This window comes from Belliella calami (assembly GCF_022549695.1).
Lineage (GTDB): Bacteria > Bacteroidota > Bacteroidia > Cytophagales > Cyclobacteriaceae > Belliella > Belliella calami.
The window spans coordinates 1-25621 of record NZ_JAKZGS010000003.1 but is presented as its reverse complement, the minus strand read 5'-3'; the positions used below and the strand labels follow the sequence as shown (position 1 = coordinate 25621).

Here is a 25621-nt window from a genome sequence, read left to right as displayed (position 1 = left end):
ACTTTGAAAATTAAAAATAGATTAATTATGATGGAATTAGATTTAGACACAGTTTCAGAAATCAGGAAAAAAGCAGTAGAGTTTTTGTTTGAGTTTGGCCCAAAGATTTTGGGTGCCCTACTTATTTTTATCATTGGTAGGATAGTAATTGGATTTTTGATAAAGACAATAGACAAACTGTTTGTAAAGTATAACATTGATGCTTCACTGTCTTCTTTTCTGAAAAGCTTTGCTAGGGCAATACTGTATGTTCTCTTATTCATCACCATTGCATCAAATTTGGGCGTCGAATTGACTTCATTTATAGCAATCTTAGGTGCTGCAGGTTTGGCTATTGGCTTGGCATTGCAAGGCTCTTTATCTAATTTTGCTGGTGGGGTTTTGATATTGATTTTCAAGCCATTTAGAGTAGGGGATACAATAGAAGCACAGGGTACCTTGGGGTCTGTTGAGACTATTGACATTCTATACACAAAAGTCAGAAACTTTGATAACAGAGTAGTTACTATCCCTAACGGTGCATTGGCAAATAATTCTATAATAAACTTATCCGAAAAGCCAACGAGAAGAGTTGAGATGTCCATAGGGGTGGCATATGGTACTGATCTAAAGAAGACTAGACAGATCATACTTGATATTTTGAAAAAGGATGAGCGGATTCATGCAGACCCTGCACCTGTAGTTCTATTTACAAGCTTTGGTGATAGTTCACTAGACCTTTCTGTGAGATGTTGGGCAGATGCTGGGGATCTTTGGCCTGTATATTGGGACAATATGGAAGCACTCAAAGAAGCATTTGAGGCCAATGATATTGAGATTCCATTCCCGCAAAGAGATGTGAATCACTATTATCCTGAAGGAATACCAGCAGCCAAAGTTAAAGGAGATTCTGAAGGAAGTCAGGAATAATTTCTAAAGTTGAAATGGAAAATATGGGCATATGCAAGTTTTCCAGTAATGATTTTAATGCATTCATTTGTCCTCAATCAATTGTGGATTGATAATGGATACTGACAGACATTGGTTTGAAGCAACCAATTGTTTTATCAATCAAATCCACTGGAAAAGAAGCATATGACAACATAAAAAAAAAGCTACTCAGAGTCAACTGGGTAGCTTTTTTTATTTATTAATCAACCTTTATTTGAATTATTTTCGTTTTCTGATTTCCTAGATTTCTTCCCTTTTTTGCTGTCAGATGCACAACCTATATTTCTGGTCAGATCGACATCATCAGGAATCCCTCCAAAACCTTCGCTGAAATCCCATTCTTCAGCTTCTTCTTCATTTTTTTGTTCTTTTTTCTTTGCCATGCTTGTCTAACGTAAAATCAGCAAAAGAAGACAATCATTTCCAGAAATCATCTGGTCTAGATAGGCCAATTATCTGAGAATTTTTCTCCGTTTAGAAAATCAGCAACTTCCAAAGGTGTCAATAAGCAAGATTCCAGTTCATTGGTGACTTTTTCTTTGTCTATATCTTGGCCAATAAGTACCAACTCATTTTGTCGATCTCCAAAATTCTTATCCCATTTCGATTCTATGTACGCTTGGTTGTCTATATAGGAGGCATAGCGACTTCTTTCTTTGAAAGGCATGCTTGCCCACCAGACACCTACAGGGTCTGCTTTGACAGAGCCGCCGGCTTGTGACCAGGATATTGCCTGATCTTTTCGAGAAGCGATGTAAAACAATCCCTTGCTTCTAATGATGCCTGCTGGCCAGTTGAATGAGATATACTCCCAAAATCTCTGGGGATGAAATGGACGCTTTTCCCTAAAAACAAAAGAAGAAATTCCATACTCATCTGTTTCTGGGACATGGTCGTTTTCCAATTCTGCCAGCCATCCTGCTGATGCAGAAGCTTCTTCAAAATCAAAAAGATTTGTATTTAGAATTTCTTTGGGATCTACTTTGCTATGATCGGAGATTATTATTTTGGCATTTGGATTAAGCTTGTAGATGATGGCTTTCAATTCTGCGATATGTGAAGCAGATACAAGGTCTGCTTTGTTGAGAATGATCACGTTTGCGAATTCGATCTGATCGGTGAGTAAATTGACAATACTCCTCTGGTCTTCAGGATCGTCATTGAGGGATTTGGAATGGACAGTATCACTGCTTCCGAAGTCTTTGTAAAAATTTAACGCATCTACTACCGTGACCATGGTGTCAAGTCGGCTGTACTTTGACAAATCTATGCCTTGCTCTTCATCAATAAAGCTGAAAGTCTGCGCTACTGGAAGTGGTTCGGAAATTCCTGAGCTTTCGATCAATAGGTAATCAAACCTATTTTCTTTTGCCAATCTCTCTACTTCTAGCATGAGATCTTCCCGAAGTGTACAGCAGATACAGCCATTGCTCATTTCTACCAGCTTTTCCTCAGTTCTGGAAAGTGTGTTTTCTTGTCTTACCAGTTGGGCATCCACGTTGATTTCGCTCATGTCATTGACAATCACCGCTACTTTCAAACCTTCTTTGTTGTGTAAAATATGATTGAGGAGTGTTGTTTTCCCCGCTCCCAAAAAACCACTAAGAACAGTTACAGGAAGTTTGTTTTGCATTTTTTTAGTCTAAGATGATCTCGGCATCTTGAAGAATAAAATTCAGCTCGTCTATATCATTCTCGTTGAGCTTCAATTTACCCTTGATTTTGACGATTTCATCGGTTTTGATTTTACGATTGGGTTTCTTTTTAAGATAGCCTACGACAATACTTTCAGGTCCAGCTCCACCACAGAAGAAACATTCTGCCATGGGAAATTTTGAAAGGACAGCAATGTTTGAAGCATTCATGTCCAAGGGAATGTAGAATCCCGAAACAGTAACGACTTTTCCCTCAAACTCCATCAATTCATCAGGGAATTTTGGGTAAAGAAAATACATGCCAAACTCTCGATTCAGTTTTTCGACAAACCTGGTTTTGGAAAACATAGCCCACATATCAGGCTCTACGCTTACCATACTGCTGAGGAGCAAAAGCCCTCCTATTAACGTTAATGCTATCTTTTTCATCGTGTTCATTTTTTTGAAAGAAGGCTCTGAACCTAAATTCAGAGCCTGTTGTCAACCATCATCATTCAAATGAAGAGAACACTATGTGAATGATATGGTTCAAAGGTAAGATATTATTGATTATAAACGCAACAATGTTGCATTTATATTTTTGTTCTTGTATTAATTATTCTCAAAAATCAGATTATATTTTCTTTAGGACGTTCTATTGTTCAGTCTAAGTATTTGAGAATACGGAAAGCTACGGTTGGTGGCCTTTGGTTTGGATTAAGAATCAAATTTATGCATAAATTATCAATAGAAATAAAAAATGTAATTCTGGAGATTGCATATACTTTAAAGATCTCAAGAAATCAGGTTTTTTATTTCCCTATGAAAGCTTATTTTTACGCACTATTTAGAAAATGTAAAAAAATAATAAAAATATGCCATATTTATTTACCTCAGAGTCAGTATCTGAGGGTCACCCGGATAAGATTTCTGACCAAATTTCAGATGCATTGATTGATAATTTTTTAGCTTTTGACCCTAGATCCAAAGTAGCTTGTGAAACATTGGTAACTACTGGGCAGGTTATATTGGCTGGTGAGGTGAAGTCAGAAACCTACCTAGACGTACAAAAAATCGCAAGAGATGTCATTAATAGAATCGGATATACCAAAGGTGAGTACATGTTTGATGGGAATTCATGTGGTGTACTTTCTGCGATTCACGAACAGTCACCTGATATCAATCAAGGTGTAGATCGTCAAAGTCCAGAAGAGCAAGGTGCTGGAGATCAAGGAATGATGTTTGGCTATGCTACAAAGGAAACTGATAACTATATGCCTTTGGCTTTGGATCTTTCCCACAGGATTTTGAAAGAATTGGCGGAGATGAGAAGGGAGTCTGACGCGATCAAATATTTGAGACCTGATTCAAAATCCCAAGTAACAATCGAATATTCTGATAATAATCAGCCCCAAAGAATCGAAGCAATTGTGATATCTACTCAGCATGATGACTTTGGCGATGAACCTACCATGCTAGCCAAGATCAAAGAAGATTTGATCAATATTCTTATCCCAAGGGTAAAAGCCCAATTGAAGCCTGAGATCCAAGCTTTGTTTACAGATCAAATCACCTATCACATCAACCCAACTGGCAAGTTTGTGATTGGAGGGCCACATGGAGATACAGGATTGACAGGGAGAAAAATCATCGTGGATACATATGGTGGAAAAGGTGCACATGGTGGAGGGGCTTTTTCTGGAAAAGATCCATCAAAAGTAGATAGATCAGCAGCTTACGCAACTAGACATATTGCCAAAAATATGGTGGCTGCTGGAATAGCTGATGAGATCCTTGTGCAAGTTTCTTATGCTATTGGTGTAGCCAAGCCAATGGGAATCTACATCAATACTTATGGTACTTCAAAAGTAAGTTTGTCAGATGGCGAAATCGCCAAAAAAGTCGAAGAGATCTTCGATATGAGACCTTATGCCATCGAGCAAAGGTTGAAATTGAGAAATCCTATTTATGAAGAAACAGCCGCATATGGGCATATGGGTAGAACCAACGAAGTGGTGAATAAGACATTCTACACACCTGATGGCAAGTCCATTAATTTGGATGTAGAGCTTTTCACTTGGGAAAAACTGGATTATGTAGATAAAATCAAGAAGTCATTTTCGCTTTGAGATTAATTAATTAGACATAAAAAAAGCGACTTCTCAGTCGCTTTTTTTATGTCTAATCAAAGAAAACAGTTTTCAATGCTTAGTCCCTATTCTTTTTATCTGCCTGTTTGGCTTTTTTCTCGGCTCTTTTTTCCTTCAAGTTCTTTTCAGGTTTTTTCTTGTCCGCTTTTTTGACCGTGTGTTCCTTTGCCATGATGAATATATTTGTAAGGAAGATACAGTTTTTATTTCAAGGATTTTTTCAAAAGGGGATATATTTTTATGATTATCCGCAATGACATCAATAGGTGAATATATCACTTATTATAATCGTCAACAGACAATAGTTTACGGTCAACTGCTGATGGATTTGAACTGAATACATTATTTTAAGTGGCTACTTTTATGTAGGCAGATATTCATAAAAAAAATTTATGGAAATGATAAAATCCTCATTTCTGGGAATTGCCACCGTGAACTTTGTGCAACTTTTACGCACTTTGGGGTAAAAATATATCTGTTTCTAAACAACACCCAGTTCCCACCAAAAAACACCCCAAAGAATCATCAAATTTTAACCACAGGGGCACTAGGAAAGAATAAGCTGACATTATAAAGGCAAGACATTTGTGAAATTTGTACTCTTTCTGGTAACAACTGTATTTGATCATCACTTTTGATTATACTCACCTTGAGAATCGAGTTTTACAGCATTTTGCAACAAACTATTATCTAATGGGAAGGCGCCATTTGATAGTGCACAAGTTTTACGGGTTTAACATTCTAAATTTCAAGAAGATAATTAAAAAAACATAAAAGGTATAATTGTTGAAATTAAACGTAACTTGAACAAAAAGCACCTATAATTATGCAGCCAGACTTTTATTTATTTCAATACGAAAAGAGTACTAAGTAAGAAACTTCGATCAAAATCTTTGATTATTATTTGGCTTGTCTCTAAAAAATGTTGCAAGACCAATATTATTATATGTCTATCCGCTTGATTGCACGTAGCCAATCAATAGAATGTTTGATAAATGATTAGAGGTTCTATTGACAGTTGACAGTTGTCTGTTGACGAGAATCCGCAACACATAGTGCCTCTTCTGAGCCAACGTGCAACATTGCGGATACTCATATATTATTAAGACCCACAGCTATGATTGATAAAACCAAAAACCCTAATAATGATTTCTTCATAATTGCAATTGGAGCATCCGCTGGAGGAATGGAGGCTATTCATTCTCTTTTTGACAATACTCCAGAAGACGGAGTGGCTTATGTGATCATTCAACACCTTTCTCCGGACCACAAAAGCTTCATGGCAGAGTTGCTTGCTAAGCACAGTAAGCTTGAAATTTCAATTGCTGAAAACGGCATGATCGTAAAGGCAAATTGTGTCTATTTGATTCCAAAAGGAAAGAATATGACAATCAAAAACAGAATATTGTCTCTCTCCGATAGCCATGCAAAGCAACCAAATACTGCAATCGACATATTTTTTGATTCATTGGCAAATGATTGTGGAAACAAAAGTATAGCGATCGTACTTTCTGGAACCGGATCTGATGGCACCAAAGGAATCACAGCCATCAAGCAAAATGGTGGATACGTAATCGCCCAAGACCCCGAAAGCGCAAAATTCGATGGGATGCCCAAAAGTGCCATTGAGTCTGGAAATGTAGATATCATCCGTCCTTCGGAATTGATCCCGGAAGCGATATTTAGCTATCTAAAACAAGCTTCTTTGGAAAACAACCTCAACCAAATATCAAAAAACGATGAAGCTGAACTGGTTAAAATCCTTAATCTTGTCCAAAAAAACACCCCATTCGACTTTTTGGAATACAAAAGACCTACCATAATAAGGAGAGTGCTGATAAGGATGGCAAAAAACGATATCGGTACTTTTCAAGATTATACAGCGTTCCTCAATTCTGACCCTTCTGAAATCGACATTCTAGCAAAGGAGTTTTTGATCAGTGTGACTAAATTTTTTCGTGACAGCGAAGCTTTTGAAATCATCAAAGAAAAAGTCCTAAAAGAAATCATCAAAGAAAAACTTCAAGTCGATACCCTGAAAGTATGGATAGTGGGATGTGCCACGGGTGAAGAGGCTTATTCTATTGCCATCCTTATTCTGGAACTTCTCACTTCGCTTCAAAAAAACCTAGAAGTAAAAATCTTTGCTAGCGACATCGACAAGTCAGCACTTCAGCATGCTTCGAAAGGAGTCTATCCTGAAAATATTTCAAGAGAGGTATCTAAAGAAAGGCTTGAAAAGTATTTTATAAAACAAGACAAGAAATACAAAGTCAGGGACAATGTCCGAAAAATGATCATTTTTGCCGAACATGATATCGTAAAGCAGCCACCCTATGGAAAAATAGATCTGATAAGTTGTAGAAACCTACTGATTTATCTCAACCCATTATTACAGAGGAAAATCCTTGCTTCACTCCACTTCTGCCTGAATATGGGCGGGTATTTGTTCTTGGGGCCAAGTGAGAGCTTGGGGGATTTGAAAAAATCATTCATAGAGCAGGATAAGAAATGGAAAATTTTCAAAAGCATAGAAGTAGTACAGAACTTACGAAACACAACTTATAGCACTCCTGGATTGGAACGACAAATGATCAACCCCAACTTGAGTACGACACCACAAAAAAACCTGAAAAAAAACAATCTCACAGAACTTGTAAATCATACTTTGTTAGAGGAGTCTGGGCATGAAGCGGGAATCTGGATAGATACCAATTTTGAAATTCTGCATACCATAGGGAACTACGAAAAATATCTTCTCCCAAAAATATTCAACTTCAATCTTTTGGAAATGTTACCTGAAGAACTCGCTATTGCGACTTCCACTACTTTGAAAAAAGCTGTGCAAAAAAACAGGAAAACCAAAATCAAGAAAGTCACTTCTAAAGTTAATAATGCTAACCAATTAGTAAATGTCGTCATAAAACCATTCATCTCTTCAGATCAATCTTACCAAGATATCGCGTTGGTTTTGTTCAGTGAGGAAAAAGAAAAAGAATTGCAGGTAGAGGATGTAGAGACTTTCGTCGTAGAAGAGCATACTGCTCGCTATTTTGAAGACATGAAACTTGAGTTGGCAGAAACCAAACACAAGCTGATAGATGCCTATGATGCGATTGAAGTGTCCAATAACAACATTTCTTCTTACAATGAAGAGTTGATTTCGGGAAATGAAGAATTACAAAGTACAAACGAAGAGCTTCAGTCCGTGAATGAGGAGCTTCAAACGGTAAACAATGAGTATCAGCTCAAAATCAAAGAACTTGCAGACCTTAATGACGATCTGAACAACTATTTTAAATCTACAGTCAATACACAACTTTATGTAGACAGACATCTTATTTTAAGGAAATTCACACCATCAGCTATTTTACAAATCAACTTGAAAGAAAGCGATTTGGGCAGATTGATAAGTGATCTGTCAACCAATATCAAATTCTCGACGATGATGGATGACATTGCTAAAGTGATTTTTGAAGAAACGAAAATAGAGAAAGAAGTGCAGACCAATGACGGACGATGGTATCAAATGAAAGTGATACCCTATATCAAGCTAAAAGACAACCAAAATGATGGTGCTATTATTACTTTCAACGATATCACGGAGCTGAAAAAAGTCCAAAACAAACTTTCAAGAATCAATGAAGACCATGATACTTTTATCTATTCTGTATCGCATGATTTGAAGGGACCACTCAACAATCTAAGATCACTGATCACAATCTTGGAAGATTCTCTGGATATTCATAAAGATGAAGACAAGGAAATTATGGAAATGATAAACCTGTCCACCCTTAACCTTGATTCTATCATCAATGAAATTACAGATATTGTCAAAATTGAAAATGAAATCGATGTAAGTGAAAACATAGATGTGGCAGAAATGCTCAAAGACATCGAATTTAGCATGAAAGATATGCTCAATTTGTCAAAAGGTGTCATTAGTCTAGACTTAAAAGTTGCTGAAATTCCATTTTCGAGAAAAAACCTAAGGAGTATCCTAACAAATATTCTTAGCAATGCGATAAAATACCGCTCCCCTGATCGAGCACCTGAGGTAAGGTTTAGTACAGAATCAAAGGATGATAATATCATACTGACTATTACCGACAATGGACTAGGTATCCCTGAAAATAAAAAATATGAAATTTTTGCGAGGTTCAAAAGAGCTCACGATCATGTAGAAGGTAGTGGCGTAGGTTTATTTCTGGTAAAAAAAATCATCAACCTCGCAGGAGGAGATATCGAAGTGGAAAGTGAATTGGGGAAAGGCTCGACATTCAAGGTCTATTTCAAATGTGCCCAAGCAATTTAAGAAATCCATGACTCTAATTTTCTTGTGGTCACCAAGGTGGCACGGAGAACACAAGGATTCCAATTCTTCGAATTTACCTTTGTGCCCTTAGTGAAAACCTCCTTGCACTTTGTGGTTAAACTTTAATCGCTACCTCAGATGGCAGGGCTAAAAGCCTAATTTTCATTATTTGTTAACTTGATTTTACCACAGAGGATACTGGATTTATTCAAATAGCAAAAGAATTAATCAGTTCAAATATTTCAATTCTACTTCTACCATATTTCAACTTTATTTCATCTATCAATACCCTCAAAATCAAATATTCATATATCAATTAAGTATCCCTCATTATCTTCTCCATCTTCTTCCCTTTGGCCAGTTCATCGACCAGTTTGTCCAAATATCTTACTTGTTTGGTGAGAGGATTATCAATTTCTTGGATTTTGTATCCGCAGATGGTTCCGGTGATCATTTCTGCATTTGGATGTAGTTTTGCCTGAGCAAAAAACTCTTCAAATGTGACTCCCTCATTTACCAAAGATTGGATCTTGTCATCATCAAAGCCAGTCAACCAATTGATGACTTGATGCAATTCATCTTTCGTCCGCTCTTTTTTTTCTACTTTGGTGACATAGTGCGGATAGACCGAGGCAAAGGTCATTTTTGCCATTCTTTCATTATGTTCTGGGGTGGGTATCATTTTTCTTGAGGTTTTGTTCTTGAAAATTTCTGATATTTATTGACTAAAATAAACCCTATTTTATAAAATGGGCATAAAGACTGGAATCATATCCAATTATCTTGAAAATTAAAGCTAAAGCTTTTTCAAACTCCGCATAAAATGCACTGACTTGTAATGCATTAAAGTTAGATCTGATAAGTTCTTGCAATGAAGCTTCTAAGTTAGTTTCAAGGAGAAAATTCCTAGATTCCAAACTCGAAATTTCTTGCTCTTTCATTTTTGTCTCTAGCTGTTCATACAGACTTTTTTTGCGTAATGTTTTAGATCGAATCCGTTTCAATTGCTTTTTTCTCAAGAAAAAAGGTATTGCCACAAATCCAACTATCAACAAAAAAAGCGCTGTTATGAACAGAATGCTAAAGACAAACCAGGTATCGACATCTACTCTAAAATTCATTTTTACAGATCTGAATGCAGTCCAATGGTATTGCCTTCTGTATCAATGATTACACTACAAAAGCCATGTTCTCCAATCGGCATTTTTTCTTGGATAACTTGTCCACCTGCCTGCTGAACTCTGGACTCCTCTATTGAACAATCGTCACAAGTGAAGTAAACAAGTGTGCCTCCCGGCCCAGGTTTGAAATCAGCTGTTTTACAGAGTGCTCCGCTGATATTTTTTTCACCTTCGGCCCAAGGAAAACACCACATTTCCAAATCACTAAAATCTCCCGGTGTCTGCATGGAGATCATTTCGATTTGAAATACATTTTCATAAAACTTTTTAGCTCTCTCCATGTCTTCAACATAGATTTCGAGCCATGTAAAAGGGTTTTTTGTAGCTTTTGACATGATTGAGTTATTTTTAGATGATTTAAGATACAAAGAAATTTAATATGGAGATCAATATATTTATATTGAGTTATACGATATGATTGTTCGAGATTATAGGATGCTAATCTTTAAATACTTTTAATTAAAATTAAAAAATTTTTACATTAATCAAAGCCATTTATTGATCCTGTTTTGGGGTATTGGTCAATCTAGCAAGTGCTCAATTTGAATTCTGAATTTGCAATTATTCTAAGATCTTGCAAATTTTAAAAGAGGTTCATATTCACCTATGTCAGCCCTCTTTATAGCTTTCAAATACCGTGACCTTACTTCATCGTTTTGAATCAAGCCCTTAGAGCCCCAAGAAAACATTGGCTTTCCAAATACTTTATTGACAATAATATCAGCCATCAACCTACTATGCCGACCATTTCCATTGGAAAAACAATGAATGCTTACAATTCTGTGTTTGAATCTCAAAGCTATTTCATCGGCTGGGAAAGAGTCATTTTTAATCCAAAAAAGGGCATCATCACAAAGAATTCTTAATTCAACAGCTATTTGATATTTGCTAACTCCTAGATTTTTATCTGTTTTTCTGATTTTCCCTGCCCAACTCCATACATGCTTAAACATTCTTTTATGTAAATCACAAACAAATTTTTCGATAAAGATAGATTCCACTTTCAAGGATTTACCAAAAACCCATTGCATGGCGTCTTCTATGTTTTGCTGTTCGAACTCATCAAGCTCTTCCCTAGACGAAATGGCGGGAATTAAAAGCCCTTCTTTTTCATCTTCATCCAGAGGGGTTTGACCAAAGAAATTAGGTAAATCTAATCCCATAAAGCTTTAGGTAGATCCTCTTTTAGAGTTAACATTCTTTCCTCAATAGCTTTGTCTATTCGTTGCTTGCTGTTTTCCTGATCTTCAAGTTTCATGGTATCAGATGTTCTAGAAACAATCTTTTTAGCCAAAATATATGCCTTTTTTTCAATGTATTTTTCTAATGAACCATCCTTAGGAACAAACCCATATACAAACTCCAAGTCTAGGGCTCGTCCAGCCTCTCTTAAAGTTTTGATTGTAATTGTCCCCTCCTTCTCTCTTATTTCTAATTCCTGAACACTCTGCTTGGTCACATTGAGCTTAATTGCTAGTTGTTGTAACGTCATTCCAAGTGAAGTTCTGATTCCTCTTATCCAACCTGTCGGGGGTGTAGCTACACTGACTTTAGAAAAGCTTTCAAGCTTCGATTCAAGTTGATTAAGAAGTAATTTTTTCTTTTTCATAAGTCAGTCTAAAGATTGATTATTTATATTTATTTGTAAGGTTAAATATTGACAATAATTTTAATTTAATCAAGTTTTAACCTTACTTTATTTTTAAATTTATTCATCAGATCTTTCCTAAATTTTTTTCTACTGTAAACTTTCTCAGGCTTAAATAAAATATTTAGAAGCAATGAATCCCATTTATCCACTATCTTTGGCACAAATCATCACGCATGCTCCAACAGATCCATACACTAATCCTCAAAGAACTCACACTTGAATGGAGGCAGAAATATGCTCTCAATGGGATTTTGCTGTATGTGGTCTCAGCTGTATTTATCACTTACCTCAGTGTAGGTGCAAAGCAGGGAAATATTGGAGTTCCTACTTGGAATGCGCTTTACTGGATTATTATCCTTTTTTCAGCTGTAAATGCTGTGGCGAAAAGTTTTGTGCAAGAGCATCAGGGACGGCAATTGTACTATTATATGATTGCTTCGCCAGAAGCCATTATCATTTCGAAGATCATTTATAATTCAATTTTGACATTGGTTTTGGCACTTTTGGGATATTTGGTATTTAGTATCATTTTGGGGAATCCCGTTCAGGATCAAGGGTTGTTTCTGCTAAACCTTATTCTAGGCTCCTTGGGCTTTTCGGCTTGCCTTACCATGGTCTCCGGCATTGCCTCCAAAGCCAGCAACAATGCCACATTGATGGCAATTTTGAGCTTTCCTGTCATCATTCCGATTCTACTGATGGCGATCAGAGTTTCCAAAAACGCTATTGACGGCTTGGACTGGAGTGTCAGTTTGGATAAGCTGATTACACTTTTGGCTATCAATGCAATAATTTCAGCTACAGCTTATATTCTGTTCCCCTATTTGTGGAGGAGTTGATTGCATTTTTATGATGTTTGATTATGTTTGCTTTCAAAGCCAAATAGACAAATAAAAATGAGTTTATCATCTGCCGAGATCAGTACTTTAGTAGATTTCCTAGATTATCATGACCCTCAGATTTTGGATCGAGGATATAAGCTATTCTTGGAAGGAGGAGTCCGATTTTTGGATTATGAGAAAGGAAGCCAGACTTATTTATTCAAGGTAAAAGGTAATCTAACTTCTTCTTATGAGGTTTCCATTTGTCTGTTTGAAGATGATGAACATTTTGAGTTTGATGAATACGATGAGTTTGAAGATTTTGAAACTGACAACCTATCCTGTGAGTGTGTTTATTTTGAAGAAAATGATTACTGTAAGCATACAGCGGCAGCTATTCATTTTTTGCTTGCCAAAAAAAAATCTGATCTTTCATCTAAAATAATTCCTCTTTTTCCTCAAGAATCACCAAAGTCAGTCCTTCCAATAGAAATCAGCTGTGAGCTAAAGGACATTTTGAATCTTGCTGAAAGTATCCCTTTCCAAAACCAAAGCCATGTAAGGGCTGATTTGGTAAATCTCCACTTTATGGAAAATGGACTAGGTTATGATTTGCGTGGAATGGACTTTTCTGGAAGGTTTTACGTCATTTATAAAGAAGGGAAAGTCATAATCTCGTCAGAAGATAGAAGAGATTTCATACAGAAAAGGGCTTTGACTTGGTTCAAAGTAAGATATGCCAGCGAGAAAAAGAAAGAACTCAACTTTCTGACAGAACCTTTAAGAAAACAATTCAAAATAAATCAACTGGAATCGATGGGCTTGACAGACTTCGTCAAAGATCCTGAAAATGCGTTAAGAGTGGTCTTTTCCAGAGGAGAGGTTTTACTAATTCCTGATGGGGAATTGGTTGGTTTTCGAGATCTGAGTAGGCTTCCTGTAGATATCGAATCCTATCTCGTTGATGTTTCGGCCAACACAGCAGAAACAGTTCTCGAAAATTTGATGAGTGAAAATGAAGCGGGCCTTTACAATGCAGGTTTTGGATTGGTCTTCGACTACCATAAATTTCACACTGTTGTTCCTTTTATGGCAAAAGGCACCAAGAAAAATCCGGAATCTTTCAGTGTAAAATTCACTTCGATCGAGGATCCTGATGACATAAAGCTCAGAGAATCAAAAAACCTTTCTTCATTACTATCAATAACCAATAATTTGATTAAGGTTTCTCAAAAAAATCATAGCAAATCCACTTTTAGGTTATTCAAAGAGTTTTTGGCTACAGCAGAAGATTATCCTCTCTTTAAGTTTGTACCAGATCATTTTTATCAAAAAGACATAAGAAAAAGTAATGTCAAAAACGAGCTCCAACCTCATCTAGCCAAGATAAAATTAAACATCAGCAAAACTGGACCGCTCTACACTTCTAACTTTGTTGTTTATTTTAAGGATGAAAAGATTGATTTATTGGATGCCGTCACCTCCGAATCCATTTTGTTCACGGATATTTTCATAATTTATCAAGAAAAACACCTTCTTTACACGGAGAATTTCGAATCTATAGACGCATTAAAACATTTCAAAAACATCCCAAAAATCCAGTTTCTTGAAGGTCAAAAAGATGAATTTGTCAACAAAATTCTCTTAAAACTATCCAAATCTATGGAGATACATGATGAAAGTGGTCTCACCAAAGAGGCTACAGTTGATCATCCACCACTTCGGAGTTTATACATATCAGAATTGAATGGCTTGATATTGTTTCGACCAGAAGTCAGATACAGTGAAGAAGCATTTTCCAACCCCTTAGAAACTGGATCAGTTCTGGATCCTATCTCAAGGACAATTTATCTAAGGAATGAAGAATTGGAAAGGGAATTTGTGCAAGTGCTGAGAGACCTACACCCAAAGTTCAAAAATGCAGGGATGCAAGGCTTCTTCCATCTTAATCAAGATGCATTTATGGAAGGGCTTTGGTTTATGGACGCGTTCGAGACACTCAAAACCCATCAAATCAAAGTTTTTGGACTCGAAAATCTCAAAATCAAAAAATACAGCCCTTTCCCTCCTGTCATAGGCATGGATTTCGGATCTACACAAGATTGGTTTGAGGTAAATGTATCTGTAGCTTTTGGAGATGAAAAAATCAAACTAAAAGACATCAAAAAAGCAATAGAGAGAAACGAGGATTTTGTAGAGCTTAGCGATGGTTCTATTGGCCTACTTCCTGAAAGATGGCTCAATAAATTCAAAAAACTTCTTCGAACCGCCAATTTGGACAAAGAAGAGCTCAAGATTGCAAAGACACACTTCCAAGTGCTGGAGGAAATTGAAGAGGCAAGCCTATTTCCGAAAATCCTACAGGAAATCACAGAAAAGAAAGAGCGTCTCCAAGCCTTCCAAGGTATAACCAATACAACTGTACCATCTTCACTAAAGGCCAATTTGAGAAACTACCAGCAGATAGGACTAAATTGGCTGGGTTTCTTGAAGGAATATCAGTGGGGTGGAGTATTGGCTGACGATATGGGATTGGGAAAAACACTCCAGATGATCGCCTTTATTTGCAAAATAATCGAAGAAAAGCCTAAAGCTAAAATCTTGGTTGTAGCACCTACCACTTTGCTTTTCAATTGGCGTGATGAAATTGAGAAATTCGCCCCGAACCTGGACTATTTTATCCACCATGGCAACAGATATACGAGTAGTGAGGATTTGCTTCAACACCAAGTATTGCTTACAAGCTATGGGTTAGTCATCAATGATCTGGCATTACTTTCAGAGATTGAGTTTGACTTATTGATAGCAGACGAATCGCAAGCCATCAAAAATCCAATTTCCCTTCGGTTCAAGTCCATCACCAAACTGAAAGCCAAACTGAGGATAGCCATGTCTGGCACACCAATCGAAAATGGACTTACAGAACTTTTTGCCCAGATGAGTTTCGTAAACCCTGGTTTTTTCTTTACCCTAAAAAACTTCAAAGATAATTATCTCACTCCATTGAAAAATGGGGACAAAGAAGCTTTGATGGAGCTACAGAAGAAAATCAAGCCTTTTGTGCTAAGGAGAACTAAAGAAGAGGTATTGACAGAGCTTCCTGAGAAAATGGAAGAGTATCTCTACTGTATTATGGATGCCAGCCAAAGAAAAATCTATGATGCATATAGGAACGAGTATCGTGATTATATGATGAAAAAAATAGAAGAGGAAGGAGCTGAAAACTCCAAAATGTATCTTTTGGAAGGCCTTACAAAACTTCGGCAGATATGTGATTCTACCAAACTAGTTAAACACACAGAAAAAAGTAATGCATCGATCAAGACCGATATTTTGATCGAACATATTTTGGAAAAAACTGGAGACCACAAAATACTTGTTTTCAGCCAATTTGTTAAGATGTTGGAAATCGTAAAAGAAAAATTGGAGGAATACCAGATCCCTTATGCATATTTGGACGGTAAATCAAGTTTAAAATCGAGGGAAAAGTCTGTTACCGAATTTCAAAATGACGAATCCAAAAGAGTATTTTTGATCAGCTTGAAAGCCGGAGGTACAGGTTTGAACCTAACTGCAGCAGATTATGTGTACATTCTAGATCCATGGTGGAATCCCGCATCGGAAAACCAAGCCATCGACAGGTGCTATAGGATGGGACAAAAGAAAAATGTCGTTGCTTATAGAATGATTTGCAAAGATACTGTTGAGGAGAAAATCATGAATTTACAACAGGCAAAAATCAAACTTGCCAAGGATGTAATTTCTGATGGAGATAGCTTTTTGGCGTCACTGGATAAAGATGCAATGTTGGGGTTGTTTGATTAATCATCAATTTCCGAACATGAAACTATCACATTGACAATTAGATGCTTTCGAATATGACAGCATTAGTGAATCGAAAAATCATGGCGTAAACGTATAGAGTTTTAAGACCTTCTTTTGGCAACATCTTATATTTCTTTTCCATCTTTATAGAGAAGTTGATATCGAATTTTTTGCAATTCATTGACATTCGTTTGGCACTGTTTAAATAACTAACAAAAAGCACAAGAATCAAGAACTTATACCTTATTTTTGCACTCGAAAAGCAAAAAACGATTACATGAAATCGAGCATAACGAAAATGTCAATGCTAGATTTGATTAATCATGCGAGATTCCTAGTGACCTCTGAAAAAAAATTATAGACACATGAAATTAAGCTGGTGGAAAATTCTGACAATAGTACTATTAGCTTATACTATTTTTGCAGGACTTTTACTCGATGTTCCCAGACTTCCTATTCTCAACGAGACAATCCGAGCGCTCTATTTTCATGTCACGATGTGGTTTGGAATGATCATCATGCTCGTGGTAGCTGTCATTTATAGTATCAAATTCCTCAAGACAAATGATCTAAGAAACGATGACATTGCTATTGAATTTACCAATGCAGCGATTTTGTTTGGAGTATTGGGAATCGTGACTGGAATGCTTTGGGCAAAATTCACTTGGGGAGATTATTGGAGTGGAGATCCGAAACAGAATGCATCAGCAATTGGTTTATTGATGTATTTTGCATATTTGATTTTGAGAAATTCACTGACAGATGTACACCAAAGAGCGCGAATCGGTGCTGTATATAATATTTTCGCTTTTGCTGCCTTTATTCCTTTGATTTTCGTATTACCAAGACTGACGGATAGCCTCCACCCAGGGAATGGTGGCAACCCAGGGTTCAACGCATACGATATGGATAGCAACTTACGACAAGTATTCTATCCGGCTGTGTTAGCGTGGACGCTCTTGGGCACATGGATTAGTGTCACTAGAATAAAGCTCAAAAGAGCAGAAAGAAAAATAGAAGACAGATTGATCAATCAATTATAAATAGATGAAAAAGTGGTTTATTATGTTGTTTCTCTTACTTAGCTTTCAAAGCTACGCTCAGGAGAAAATCGCCATCACAGAAGACGATTACAACAATTCGAAAATCGAAATGGCTGATATCATGCGGTCAGAAGGAAAAATATATGTCTTAGTAGGAATTATCGGGATCGTATTTGCCGGAATTTTGGTTTATGTCATAGCAACCGATAGAAAAATCAGCAGATTGGAAAAATTACTTCAAGAAGATCGTGGGGTAAATTCAAAATAAAGATGTTTTGAAATCTAAGATAAATGACAAACAAAGTCAAAGTGGATTCCTCCAAAAATGGGGATAGAAAATCTTTATTATTGGGTAAAATTACGAAGGCTAAAAATCAAATTATAAACAGATGAAAAAAGGGCACATTTTAGGACTTGGAATTATTGCAATAGCAATAGTGATCATTGTATCGATGCTTGGAGATGCAAGTACCTATGAAAGCTTTGCTACTGCAAAGGAGATGAAGGTAAAAGGTGAAGATAAAGCGATACACGTAGTGGGTCAGCTGAAAAAAGGGATTTCAGGAGAAGTAGAAGGGATAGAAGTAAATGAAAACAAAACTTCATTTTACTTTATGATGATTGATAATGATGGCACTGAGCAAAAAGTATTTTACAATGAACCTGTACCTGCAGATTTTCATAGATCTGAACAAGTTGTGGTGATTGGTGCTTACAAATCTGAGGAGATTTTCATGGCGGACAAAATCTTGATGAAATGTCCTTCCAAATACCAAGAAACGGAAGTGAATACTGCCGGAATGTAATTTTGATTAAAATTTAAGTTATGATTAATACCTTTGCTGGTAATTTAGGTCATTTTGCTACTATTCTTGCTTTTGTGAGTGCTGTGGTGACGGCCTTTTCTTATTATAAATATACTGTAGCTTCCGAACTGGAGAAACCAAACTGGAGAAATTTCAGCCGCATACTTTTTTATATACATTCTATTGCGAGTGTGACAATTGCCATTTCTCTTTTTGAAATTATCTACAGCCATAGATTTGAGTATTTCTATGCTTACTCACATTCTTCCATAGCATTGCCTGTCCACTACATGATCTCCAGTTTCTGGGAAGGTCAAGAAGGTGCGTTCATATTATGGATCTTTTGGAATGTGGTATTGGGTCTAGTGGTCATTCATACCAACAAGTCTTGGGAAGGCCCTGTAATGATCGTATTTGCATTGGTTCAAGCTTTCTTGGTATCAATGATTTTGGGAGTAGTAATTGGTGATTTGAAAATAGGCAGTTCTCCATTTATACTCTTGAGAGATGCCATATCTGCCCCTATTTTCCAAATGAACCCAGATTTTGTGCCGGAAGATGGGACTGGCCTGAATCCTTTGTTACAAAACATCTGGATGGTAATCCATCCACCGACATTGTTTTTGGGATATGCTAGCACATTGGTGCCATTTGCTTTCTTGATGGCTGGCTTAGCTTCCAAAAGGTATTCTGAATGGATTCGTCCAGCATTGCCTTGGGCAATATTCTCTGCAATGATATTGGGTATGGGGATTATCATGGGTGCTTATTGGGCATATGTTACCCTGAACTTTGGTGGTTACTGGAACTGGGATCCAGTGGAAAATGCGGTGTATGTTCCATGGTTGATTATGGTTGCTGGGATCCATACGATGATTACATTCAAGAAAAGTAGTACAGCCTTGAAGACTTCCATCGTACTGATTATTGCTTCGTTTATATTGGTACTTTATGCTACTTTCTTGGTTAGAAGTGGCGTATTGGGAGATTCTTCAGTACATTCATTCACTGACTTGGGACTTTCCGGACAGCTTTTGATATACTTACTGTTTTTCTTGGCAGTTGCTATTTTTCTGTCTGTCAGAGCTTGGAAGTACATTCCTACTTCAGACAAAGAAGCATCTGTGTATTCACGGGAATTTTGGATATTCATAGGAGCTACGACATTATCATTGATGGCTTTTCAAGTGATCCTTCCTACCTCGATTCCAGTTTGGAACGCTATCGTAGAAAGTTTCGGAGGAATCTCAAATATGGCACCTCCTACCGATCAAGTTGGGTTTTACACCAAATTTCAACTTTGGTTTGCTGTTGTTTTAGCCTTACTTACTGCGGTTGGACAGTTTTTTTGGTGGAATAAAATGGATGGAAAAACACTCAAAGACACTTTGGTGATGCCATACATTATTTCAGTTTTGATAGCTGCCTTGATCATTGTCTTGGGAAAGGTTTACAATGTCAGCTATATCGTCGTAGTACTAGCCGGTTCATTTACGATTGTTGCCAATGCTACTATTCTATTTAAACTTCTAAAAAAATCCACCTTCAAACTCGCAGGTGGATCTTTGGCACACATTGGATTGGGGATGATTTTGATCGGCGTGATGTTCTCTTCGGGCTATTCCGAGACGATTTCGTACAACCTATCCGGTCTGACATACAAGAATAGTTTTGAAGATGAAATCAACAAGGAACATGTACTTCTTTGGATCAACAAACCTACACAAATCAAAGACTATACCGCCATCTATAGAGGTCGTCAGAAAAAGGTAGTAGGAGTACCAGGGCTTGTAGAAAGCAAAATCTTGAAAAAAGCGGAAGGGGTAAATCATGCAATTGCTTTAAAAGATATCGTGGTGGATGGAAAAACATACCACAGGGAAGGTGAATTTGTCCAAATTGTATTAGAGGAAAACAACTACTACAAAATAGACTACTATCAAGAAGATCAATTGGCTTTTTCCCTCAGTCCTATGGCACAGTACAATACTTCCATGGGCTTGATATCATCACCAGATTCGAAGAGATACTTGAACAAAGATTTGTACACATTTGTGTCTGTAATCAACGACCTTGAAGATCCAGAGTGGAATAAAGACGAAGTGTTTGAAGTATCACCAAATGACACATTTTTCATATCTGACATGGTCACCAAGTTTGAAAGTGCAGATGTAGTGAAGGAATTGGATGGGATGCAGCTATTCGACGGCGATGTAGCCGTAAAAGCAAAGCTAACCATTCAGGATTATGATGTGGAAAAAGTGCTAGAACCAATATTTATCATCAGAAATAATCAAGTCGGCAGAGTTCCAATCATAGATGATGAACTTGGAATCAAAATCGAGTTAACAAATATTTTACCGGAAGAAAACAAATTTGTCTTTACAGTCAATAGCACTCAAAAAGACTATGTAATCCTCAAAGCCATTGTCAAGCCTCAGATCAATATTCTATGGGCTGGTACGATCATTATGTTGATCGGCTTCTGTGTGGCGATCTACAGAAGGTATGACGAGTTCTCCAAAATGCGAGATAAAGGATTGGAATAAATATTTTACACAAGTACAAGTGCAGAATCATGGACATAATGCATTTGTACTTGTGCAATTTTTCAGTCCTCTTTTACCAAAAGGATGGAATGGAGAGAATACTATTTAAGGGCGTTTATCTCAACAAACCCATTTTTGTCATAAAATCCCATATACCGACACCCAAAGTCACGGAGATATTCAATGAATGCTTTGTCCCCAACTGAGGGATTTCTATGACATGATCGGAAGCTTTGACAACTTCATCTTCTACTCCAAATACTTCATTTCCAAAAACCAACGCATACTTATGATCAGCTTTGGCATCAAATTCATTCAGTTTTACACTTCCTTCGACTTGTTCGAAAGCACAGATTTCGTAACCTTGTGACTTGATTTCATCCAATGCCTCAAGGGTTGTTGATTTATATTCCCAAGCAACGGAATCTGTGGCGCCAAGGGCGGTTTTTTGGATATCGCGATGTGGAGGAGTGCCTGTAATCCCACAGAGGTAAATTTTTTCTATCAAAAATGCATCGGAAGTTCTGAAAGCAGACCCAACATTGTTCAAGCTGCGAATATTGTCCAATACAATGATTATCGGGCTTTTATCCACTTCTTTGAATTCCTCCACTGAGAGCCTATTAAGCTCTTCCATACTTAATTTTTTCATTGGGTTTTGATTACCTTTCTTAATATTTTAATTTCAAGCTTTCAAGCAGATTCAAAATTAGCATAAAGATTTAACTTAAGGTAGAAAATGGCCAAAGCGAAGGTAACAGAAGTAAAAGAAACTCCCTTGATGAAGCAGTATAATGCTATCAAAGCAAAACACCCTGGAGCATTGCTGCTTTTCAGAGTTGGGGATTTTTACGAAACTTTTGGAGAAGATGCCATCAAGGCAAGCAAAGTACTTGATATTGTATTGACCAAACGAGCAAATGGCTCTGCTTCCCACATTGAACTGGCAGGATTTCCGCATCATTCATTGGACAGCTACCTGCCAAAGCTTGTGAGAGCTGGAAATCGGGTTGCTATCTGCGATCAACTTGAAGATCCTAAAGAAGTCAAGGGAATCGTCAAGCGTGGTGTCACAGAGCTTGTCACCCCAGGACTTTCCTTCAATGACAATGTACTTGACAAAAGAAGAAACAATTACCTTGCATCAATATACTTTGGGAAAGACACTTTAGGCATAGCATTCTTGGATCTATCTACAGGAGAATTTATGTGTGCTGAGGGTTCTCAATCCTATATCGAAAAATTACTCCAAAGTTTTAGCCCTTCTGAAGTCATCTATTCCAAAACTGCAAAAGCCAGGGCCTCTGAGATTCTCAAGGACAATTTTTCAACATTTCATTGTGAGGATTGGGTTTATCAATTTGACTATACGTATGAAAAACTTACCAATCACTTTGCCACAAACAACCTAAAGGGATTTGGGATCGAAAATTTGGAGCATGGAATCATTGCTGCCGGTGCTGTACTTTTCTATTTGGAAGAAACTGAGCACAAAGAGGTAAAACATATCGCTGCCATTTCCAGAATTGCCGAAGAGAGATATGTATGGCTTGACAAATTCACCATCCGAAATCTAGAGTTGGTATATCCACAGCAGGAAGGTGGGATTCCATTGATATCCATTTTGGATCATACCGTGACGCCAATGGGTTCGAGGATGATGAAAAAATGGATGGTATTACCACTAAAAGAAAAAGAACCAATCGAGGAGCGGCTGAAGGTGGTGGAGCACTTCTTTACAGAAAGAGAGCTTTCTGATGAAACTCTAACCCATCTCAAGCAAATAGGAGATCTTGAAAGGTTGATTTCTAAAGTAGCAGTGGGAAGGATCAATCCCCGGGAGATGAATCAGTTGAAAAAAGCACTCAAAAACACACTTCCGATAAAAGAGCTTCTTAAAAAATCCTCTAACAACTCACTCAAAAAATTAGCAGATCAAGTAAATCCTTGTGAGTTTCTGTTGGAAAAAATCGAACGGGAACTTCAAGAAGATGCTCCTATGCTTACACATCAAGGAAACATTATCAATGATGGTGTAGATGGAGAATTGGATGAATACAGAGGACTTGCCAATACTGGAAAAGACTACTTGGTACAATTGCAGCAACGAGAGGTACAAAGAACGGGAATATCTTCTTTAAAAATAGCTTTCAATAAAGTATTTGGATACTATTTAGAAGTCACCAATGCTCACAAAGATAAAGTTCCAGAAGAATGGATAAGAAAGCAGACTCTGGTCAATGCTGAGCGCTATATCACACCAGAACTCAAAGAATACGAAGAGAAAATCCTCAATGCTGAGGAAAGGATGATTGCCATAGAACAGAAGTATTTTCTTGCTTTGGTTCAAGATGCCTCAGAGTATGTCACTCAAATCCAGCAAAACGCGAGGGTTTTGGCTACTGTAGATGGATTGCTTTCATTTGCAACAGTGGCTAAAAACAACAATTATAGCAAACCAAAAATATCAGACACTGACACGCTGGAAATCAAAGATGGGAGACATCCAGTGATCGAAAAGCAATTGCCTGTAGGGGAGGCTTATGTTCCTAATGATATCTATCTGGACAATGACACGCAGCAGATCATCATCATCACAGGCCCAAACATGGCAGGTAAATCGGCACTACTCAGACAGACTGCATTGATTGTACTGATGGCTCAGATGGGAAGCTTTGTACCGGCATCTTTTGCAAGAATTGGTATCATCGACAAGGTCTTTACACGTGTAGGAGCCTCAGACAACTTGGCTAAAGGGGAATCTACCTTTATGGTCGAAATGACAGAAACGGCCAGCATTCTGAACAATCTCTCAGACAGAAGCTTGGTACTGATGGACGAAATCGGGCGAGGCACCTCCACGTATGACGGGATTTCCATCGCTTGGTCCATTGTAGAATTTTTGCACAACCACCCAAAATCAAGGGCGAAAACACTTTTTGCCACGCATTACCACGAATTGAATCAACTTGCTGAGGATTTTCCAAAAATCAAAAACTTCAACGTGTCCGTAAAGGAGGTTGGAAACAAAGTGATCTTTATGCGAAAGCTGAAAGAAGGGGGCAGTGAACATAGCTTTGGTATCCATGTCGCACAAATGGCAGGGATGCCTAATCCTGTGGTGCTAAGAGCATCTGAGATCATGGTACATCTTGAGAAGGACAAAGACCTCAACAAGCAAAAGGAAAAAATAAAGGATATGCCCAAAAACAACTATCAATTGTCTATGTTTGAAATAGACCCAAAATATAAAGAAGCAAAGGAAATGCTAGACCTAATTGATATCAATACCATTTCCCCTGTAGAAGCATTGATCAAATTAAATGAAATAAAGAAAAAATTAGAGAAATGAAAAAAAATAATTTTTTTTTAAATTAATTAATTGAAAAAGAATGTTAATCCTGTTATTTTAAAAGCTAGTTTGCGCATATATATATAAGATTATGGATAAATTTTTACGGGAAAGGCTAAAAAGGCAAAATTCCTTTGCGGATTTTTTTATTGATTGGAAAGAGAAAGAGTTTAATACACAGGACATTGATGAAGATAAGTTACTAAGTGATCTTGAAGTGATCAGCCAAAATCTAGGAATGAAAGAAGGTATCATTATCGGATGTATAGATTACCGAGACTTGAGTTTGGCATTTTTCACAGACAATGTTGAAGAGATCATGGGTTACCCAAGTTCATTTTTCCATAACAAAGGAATGGAAGCTGTCTTGGAAATGCTCCATCCTGAAGATGTTCCTGAGTTGGCAAAATTCCAGAAAATTGTCTTCGATCTTTTGCAAGAACTCACAAGAGAAGAAATGGAAAGTTTTGAATTTTCTTATACAGTCCGCTGGGTTCATTTCAAAACACAAGAAGTAAAATGGTTTGCATCTAAAGTAAGGCCATATTTGATAGATAAGAATAAAAATGTTGTCTTCGATCTTCACATTGTAGTCCATTTGGTCAATCCTCCTCAAGTAAATATTTTTGACTGGAGTTATTCTTACACTTCCAAAAGTGGTAATAAAATCCATGCCTCCAAAAAAGACCCTCAAACGAAAAATTTTAAACTGACAAAAAAAGAAAAGGAGATTGCAAAGTTGATTTTGGAGAGTAAGAACTCACAAGAAATCGCTGATCAACTCAATATTGCCAAAAACACAGTCAATACTCATCGAAAAAACATCTTCAAAAAGCTTAAAGCCAAAAATACAGTAGAGTTAATGAAAATTTTGATCACAACATCGATAAATTAATTTCCTGATAATCAACAAAGGAACATCTATCAGCACAAATATTTGATTTTTTTTGCGTTTGCCTTTTGCAAATAAAGAAAACTGATATACCTTTGCACACACAAAAGATAGAGACAAAAGGTCAAAGTCAGAAAATAACAAAAGCGAGAGTAGCTCAGCTGGTAGAGCACGACCTTGCCAAGGTCGGGGTCGCGAGTTCGAATCTCGTCTCTCGCTCAAAAAGCCCTTGAAAAAGGGCTTTGTTGTTTACAAGTAGCTCCGGCTTATGTCGAAGTGAAGCCGGGATGGTGGAATTGGTAGACACGCAAGACTTAAAATCTTGTGGCTTCACGGCCGTGCGGGTTCGATTCCCGCTCCTGGTACTTAAACCTCGTATAACTACGAGGTTTTTTGTTTTATATTTGATTATGTTTTTTGTATACGCCATATCAAGTTCTATTAGAAAGTATATCTACGTAGGACTAACTTC

20 protein-coding genes and 2 tRNA genes are annotated in these 25621 nt (G+C 37.1%); 13 read left to right on the top strand and 9 right to left on the bottom strand.

The window, feature by feature from the left end; genetic code table 11:
* Positions 1-27 precede the first annotated feature (27 nt).
* Positions 28-909, top strand: coding sequence for a mechanosensitive ion channel family protein (locus tag MM236_RS04775; protein WP_241273804.1), 882 nt, complete (start codon positions 28-30; stop codon positions 907-909).
* Positions 910-1133: 224 nt separating this feature from the next.
* On the opposite strand, the gene MM236_RS04770 is transcribed toward MM236_RS04775, so the two are convergent.
* From MM236_RS04770 to MM236_RS04760, 3 genes are read right to left on the bottom strand one after another with little or no spacing between them, the layout of a single operon-like run.
* Positions 1134-1313: a hypothetical protein gene (locus MM236_RS04770; protein ID WP_241273803.1), complete on the bottom strand. Its 180-nt coding sequence runs from the start codon at positions 1311-1313 to the stop codon at positions 1134-1136.
* A 56-nt stretch (positions 1314-1369) separates the two neighbouring features.
* Positions 1370-2563: a GTP-binding protein gene (locus tag MM236_RS04765; protein ID WP_241273802.1), complete on the bottom strand. Its 1194-nt coding sequence runs from the start codon at positions 2561-2563 to the stop codon at positions 1370-1372.
* Between the two features lie 4 nt (positions 2564-2567).
* Positions 2568-3014: a hypothetical protein gene (locus MM236_RS04760; protein WP_241273801.1), complete on the bottom strand. Its 447-nt coding sequence runs from the start codon at positions 3012-3014 to the stop codon at positions 2568-2570.
* Positions 3015-3439: 425 nt separating this feature from the next.
* On the opposite strand from MM236_RS04760, the gene metK reads away from it, so the two are divergent.
* Together metK and MM236_RS04750 are read left to right on the top strand one after the other, a co-directional pair.
* A complete protein-coding gene (gene metK / locus MM236_RS04755; RefSeq protein WP_241273800.1) occupies positions 3440-4693 on the top strand; it encodes a methionine adenosyltransferase in 1254 nt (417 codons plus the stop codon).
* 1138 nt (positions 4694-5831) lie between these two features.
* Entirely contained in the window at positions 5832-9029 is a 3198-nt protein-coding gene (locus tag MM236_RS04750; protein WP_241273799.1) for a chemotaxis protein CheB, read from the top strand.
* Positions 9030-9345: 316 nt separating this feature from the next.
* Here MM236_RS04750 and MM236_RS04745 read toward each other — a convergent pair whose 3' ends face one another.
* From MM236_RS04745 to MM236_RS04725, 5 genes are all read right to left on the bottom strand, one after another.
* Positions 9346-9711 (bottom strand): DUF2200 domain-containing protein, encoded by a 366-nt coding sequence (locus MM236_RS04745; protein WP_241273798.1) that lies wholly within the window; start codon positions 9709-9711, stop codon positions 9346-9348.
* Between the two features lie 55 nt (positions 9712-9766).
* The gene (locus MM236_RS04740) at positions 9767-10150 is read right to left on the bottom strand and encodes a hypothetical protein (RefSeq protein ID WP_241273797.1); all 384 of its coding nucleotides are present in this window, start codon (positions 10148-10150) and stop codon (positions 9767-9769) included.
* A gap of 2 nt (positions 10151-10152) precedes the next feature.
* Complete coding sequence (locus tag MM236_RS04735; RefSeq protein ID WP_241273796.1) at positions 10153-10545, bottom strand: VOC family protein; 393 nt, start codon at positions 10543-10545, stop codon at positions 10153-10155.
* 231 nt (positions 10546-10776) lie between these two features.
* Positions 10777-11373: a mobile mystery protein B gene (locus tag MM236_RS04730; protein ID WP_241273795.1), complete on the bottom strand. Its 597-nt coding sequence runs from the start codon at positions 11371-11373 to the stop codon at positions 10777-10779.
* Complete coding sequence (locus MM236_RS04725) at positions 11364-11819, bottom strand: mobile mystery protein A (protein WP_241273794.1); 456 nt, start codon at positions 11817-11819, stop codon at positions 11364-11366. Before MM236_RS04725 ends, MM236_RS04730 begins: the two co-directional genes overlap by 10 nt.
* 215 nt (positions 11820-12034) lie before the next feature.
* Here MM236_RS04725 and MM236_RS04720 point away from each other — a divergent pair, with 215 nt between their 5' ends.
* The 6 genes from MM236_RS04720 to ccsA (MM236_RS04695) all read left to right on the top strand — a co-directional run bounded on the left by MM236_RS04720 (position 12035) and on the right by ccsA (MM236_RS04695) (position 20905).
* Positions 12035-12700, top strand: a complete 666-nt coding sequence (locus MM236_RS04720) for a heme exporter protein CcmB (protein WP_241273793.1) — start codon at positions 12035-12037, stop codon at positions 12698-12700.
* A 57-nt stretch (positions 12701-12757) separates the two neighbouring features.
* Positions 12758-16507 carry a DEAD/DEAH box helicase gene (locus tag MM236_RS04715; RefSeq protein ID WP_241273792.1) on the top strand — a complete coding sequence of 1250 codons (3750 nt, stop codon included), beginning with the start codon at positions 12758-12760 and terminating at the stop codon, positions 16505-16507.
* A gap of 365 nt (positions 16508-16872) precedes the next feature.
* The gene (gene ccsA, locus MM236_RS04710) at positions 16873-17550 is read left to right on the top strand and encodes a cytochrome c biogenesis protein CcsA (protein ID WP_241273791.1); all 678 of its coding nucleotides are present in this window, start codon (positions 16873-16875) and stop codon (positions 17548-17550) included.
* Between the two features lie 4 nt (positions 17551-17554).
* On the top strand, positions 17555-17818 hold the full coding sequence (locus tag MM236_RS04705) for a CcmD family protein (protein WP_241273790.1): 264 nt from the start codon (positions 17555-17557) through the stop codon (positions 17816-17818).
* Positions 17819-17939: 121 nt separating this feature from the next.
* Positions 17940-18356, top strand: a complete 417-nt coding sequence (locus tag MM236_RS04700) for a cytochrome c maturation protein CcmE domain-containing protein (RefSeq protein WP_241273789.1) — start codon at positions 17940-17942, stop codon at positions 18354-18356.
* A 20-nt stretch (positions 18357-18376) separates the two neighbouring features.
* A complete protein-coding gene (ccsA, locus tag MM236_RS04695; RefSeq protein WP_241273788.1) occupies positions 18377-20905 on the top strand; it encodes a cytochrome c biogenesis protein CcsA in 2529 nt (842 codons plus the stop codon).
* A gap of 115 nt (positions 20906-21020) precedes the next feature.
* Here the strand turns inward: ccsA (MM236_RS04695) and MM236_RS04690 are convergent, their stop codons facing one another.
* Positions 21021-21557: an RNA methyltransferase gene (locus MM236_RS04690; RefSeq protein ID WP_241273787.1), complete on the bottom strand. Its 537-nt coding sequence runs from the start codon at positions 21555-21557 to the stop codon at positions 21021-21023.
* 87 nt (positions 21558-21644) lie between these two features.
* Between MM236_RS04690 and mutS the strand changes: the two genes are divergently transcribed.
* From mutS to MM236_RS04670, 4 genes are all read left to right on the top strand, one after another.
* Complete coding sequence (gene mutS, locus MM236_RS04685) at positions 21645-24257, top strand: DNA mismatch repair protein MutS (protein WP_241273786.1); 2613 nt, start codon at positions 21645-21647, stop codon at positions 24255-24257.
* A gap of 91 nt (positions 24258-24348) precedes the next feature.
* Entirely contained in the window at positions 24349-25152 is an 804-nt protein-coding gene (locus MM236_RS04680) for a LuxR C-terminal-related transcriptional regulator (RefSeq protein WP_241273785.1), read from the top strand.
* Between the two features lie 143 nt (positions 25153-25295).
* Positions 25296-25368: transfer RNA gene (locus tag MM236_RS04675), tRNA-Gly, on the top strand.
* Between the two features lie 62 nt (positions 25369-25430).
* Positions 25431-25514, top strand: a tRNA-Leu gene (locus tag MM236_RS04670).
* Positions 25515-25621: the final 107 nt, after the last annotated feature.

Coding starts and splice junctions, on each gene's coding strand:
- MM236_RS04690 (WP_241273787.1), bottom strand. CDS start 21,557: ATGAAAAAATTAAGTATGGAAGAGCTTAATAGGCTCTCAGTGGAGGAA.
- MM236_RS04725 (WP_241273794.1), bottom strand. CDS start 11,819: ATGAAAAAGAAAAAATTACTTCTTAATCAACTTGAATCGAAGCTTGAA.
- MM236_RS04730 (WP_241273795.1), bottom strand. CDS start 11,373: ATGGGATTAGATTTACCTAATTTCTTTGGTCAAACCCCTCTGGATGAA.
- ccsA (WP_241273788.1), top strand. CDS start 18,377: ATGATTAATACCTTTGCTGGTAATTTAGGTCATTTTGCTACTATTCTT.
- MM236_RS04680 (WP_241273785.1), top strand. CDS start 24,349: ATGGATAAATTTTTACGGGAAAGGCTAAAAAGGCAAAATTCCTTTGCG.
- ccsA (WP_241273791.1), top strand. CDS start 16,873: ATGAAATTAAGCTGGTGGAAAATTCTGACAATAGTACTATTAGCTTAT.
- MM236_RS04770 (WP_241273803.1), bottom strand. CDS start 1,313: ATGGCAAAGAAAAAAGAACAAAAAAATGAAGAAGAAGCTGAAGAATGG.
- MM236_RS04775 (WP_241273804.1), top strand. CDS start 28: ATGATGGAATTAGATTTAGACACAGTTTCAGAAATCAGGAAAAAAGCA.
- MM236_RS04760 (WP_241273801.1), bottom strand. CDS start 3,014: ATGAAAAAGATAGCATTAACGTTAATAGGAGGGCTTTTGCTCCTCAGC.
- MM236_RS04765 (WP_241273802.1), bottom strand. CDS start 2,563: ATGCAAAACAAACTTCCTGTAACTGTTCTTAGTGGTTTTTTGGGAGCG.
- MM236_RS04735 (WP_241273796.1), bottom strand. CDS start 10,545: ATGTCAAAAGCTACAAAAAACCCTTTTACATGGCTCGAAATCTATGTT.
- metK (WP_241273800.1), top strand. CDS start 3,440: ATGCCATATTTATTTACCTCAGAGTCAGTATCTGAGGGTCACCCGGAT.
- mutS (WP_241273786.1), top strand. CDS start 21,645: ATGGCCAAAGCGAAGGTAACAGAAGTAAAAGAAACTCCCTTGATGAAG.
- MM236_RS04715 (WP_241273792.1), top strand. CDS start 12,758: ATGAGTTTATCATCTGCCGAGATCAGTACTTTAGTAGATTTCCTAGAT.
- MM236_RS04745 (WP_241273798.1), bottom strand. CDS start 9,711: ATGATACCCACCCCAGAACATAATGAAAGAATGGCAAAAATGACCTTT.
- MM236_RS04705 (WP_241273790.1), top strand. CDS start 17,555: ATGAAAAAGTGGTTTATTATGTTGTTTCTCTTACTTAGCTTTCAAAGC.
- MM236_RS04750 (WP_241273799.1), top strand. CDS start 5,832: ATGATTGATAAAACCAAAAACCCTAATAATGATTTCTTCATAATTGCA.
- MM236_RS04740 (WP_241273797.1), bottom strand. CDS start 10,150: ATGAATTTTAGAGTAGATGTCGATACCTGGTTTGTCTTTAGCATTCTG.
- MM236_RS04700 (WP_241273789.1), top strand. CDS start 17,940: ATGAAAAAAGGGCACATTTTAGGACTTGGAATTATTGCAATAGCAATA.
- MM236_RS04720 (WP_241273793.1), top strand. CDS start 12,035: ATGCTCCAACAGATCCATACACTAATCCTCAAAGAACTCACACTTGAA.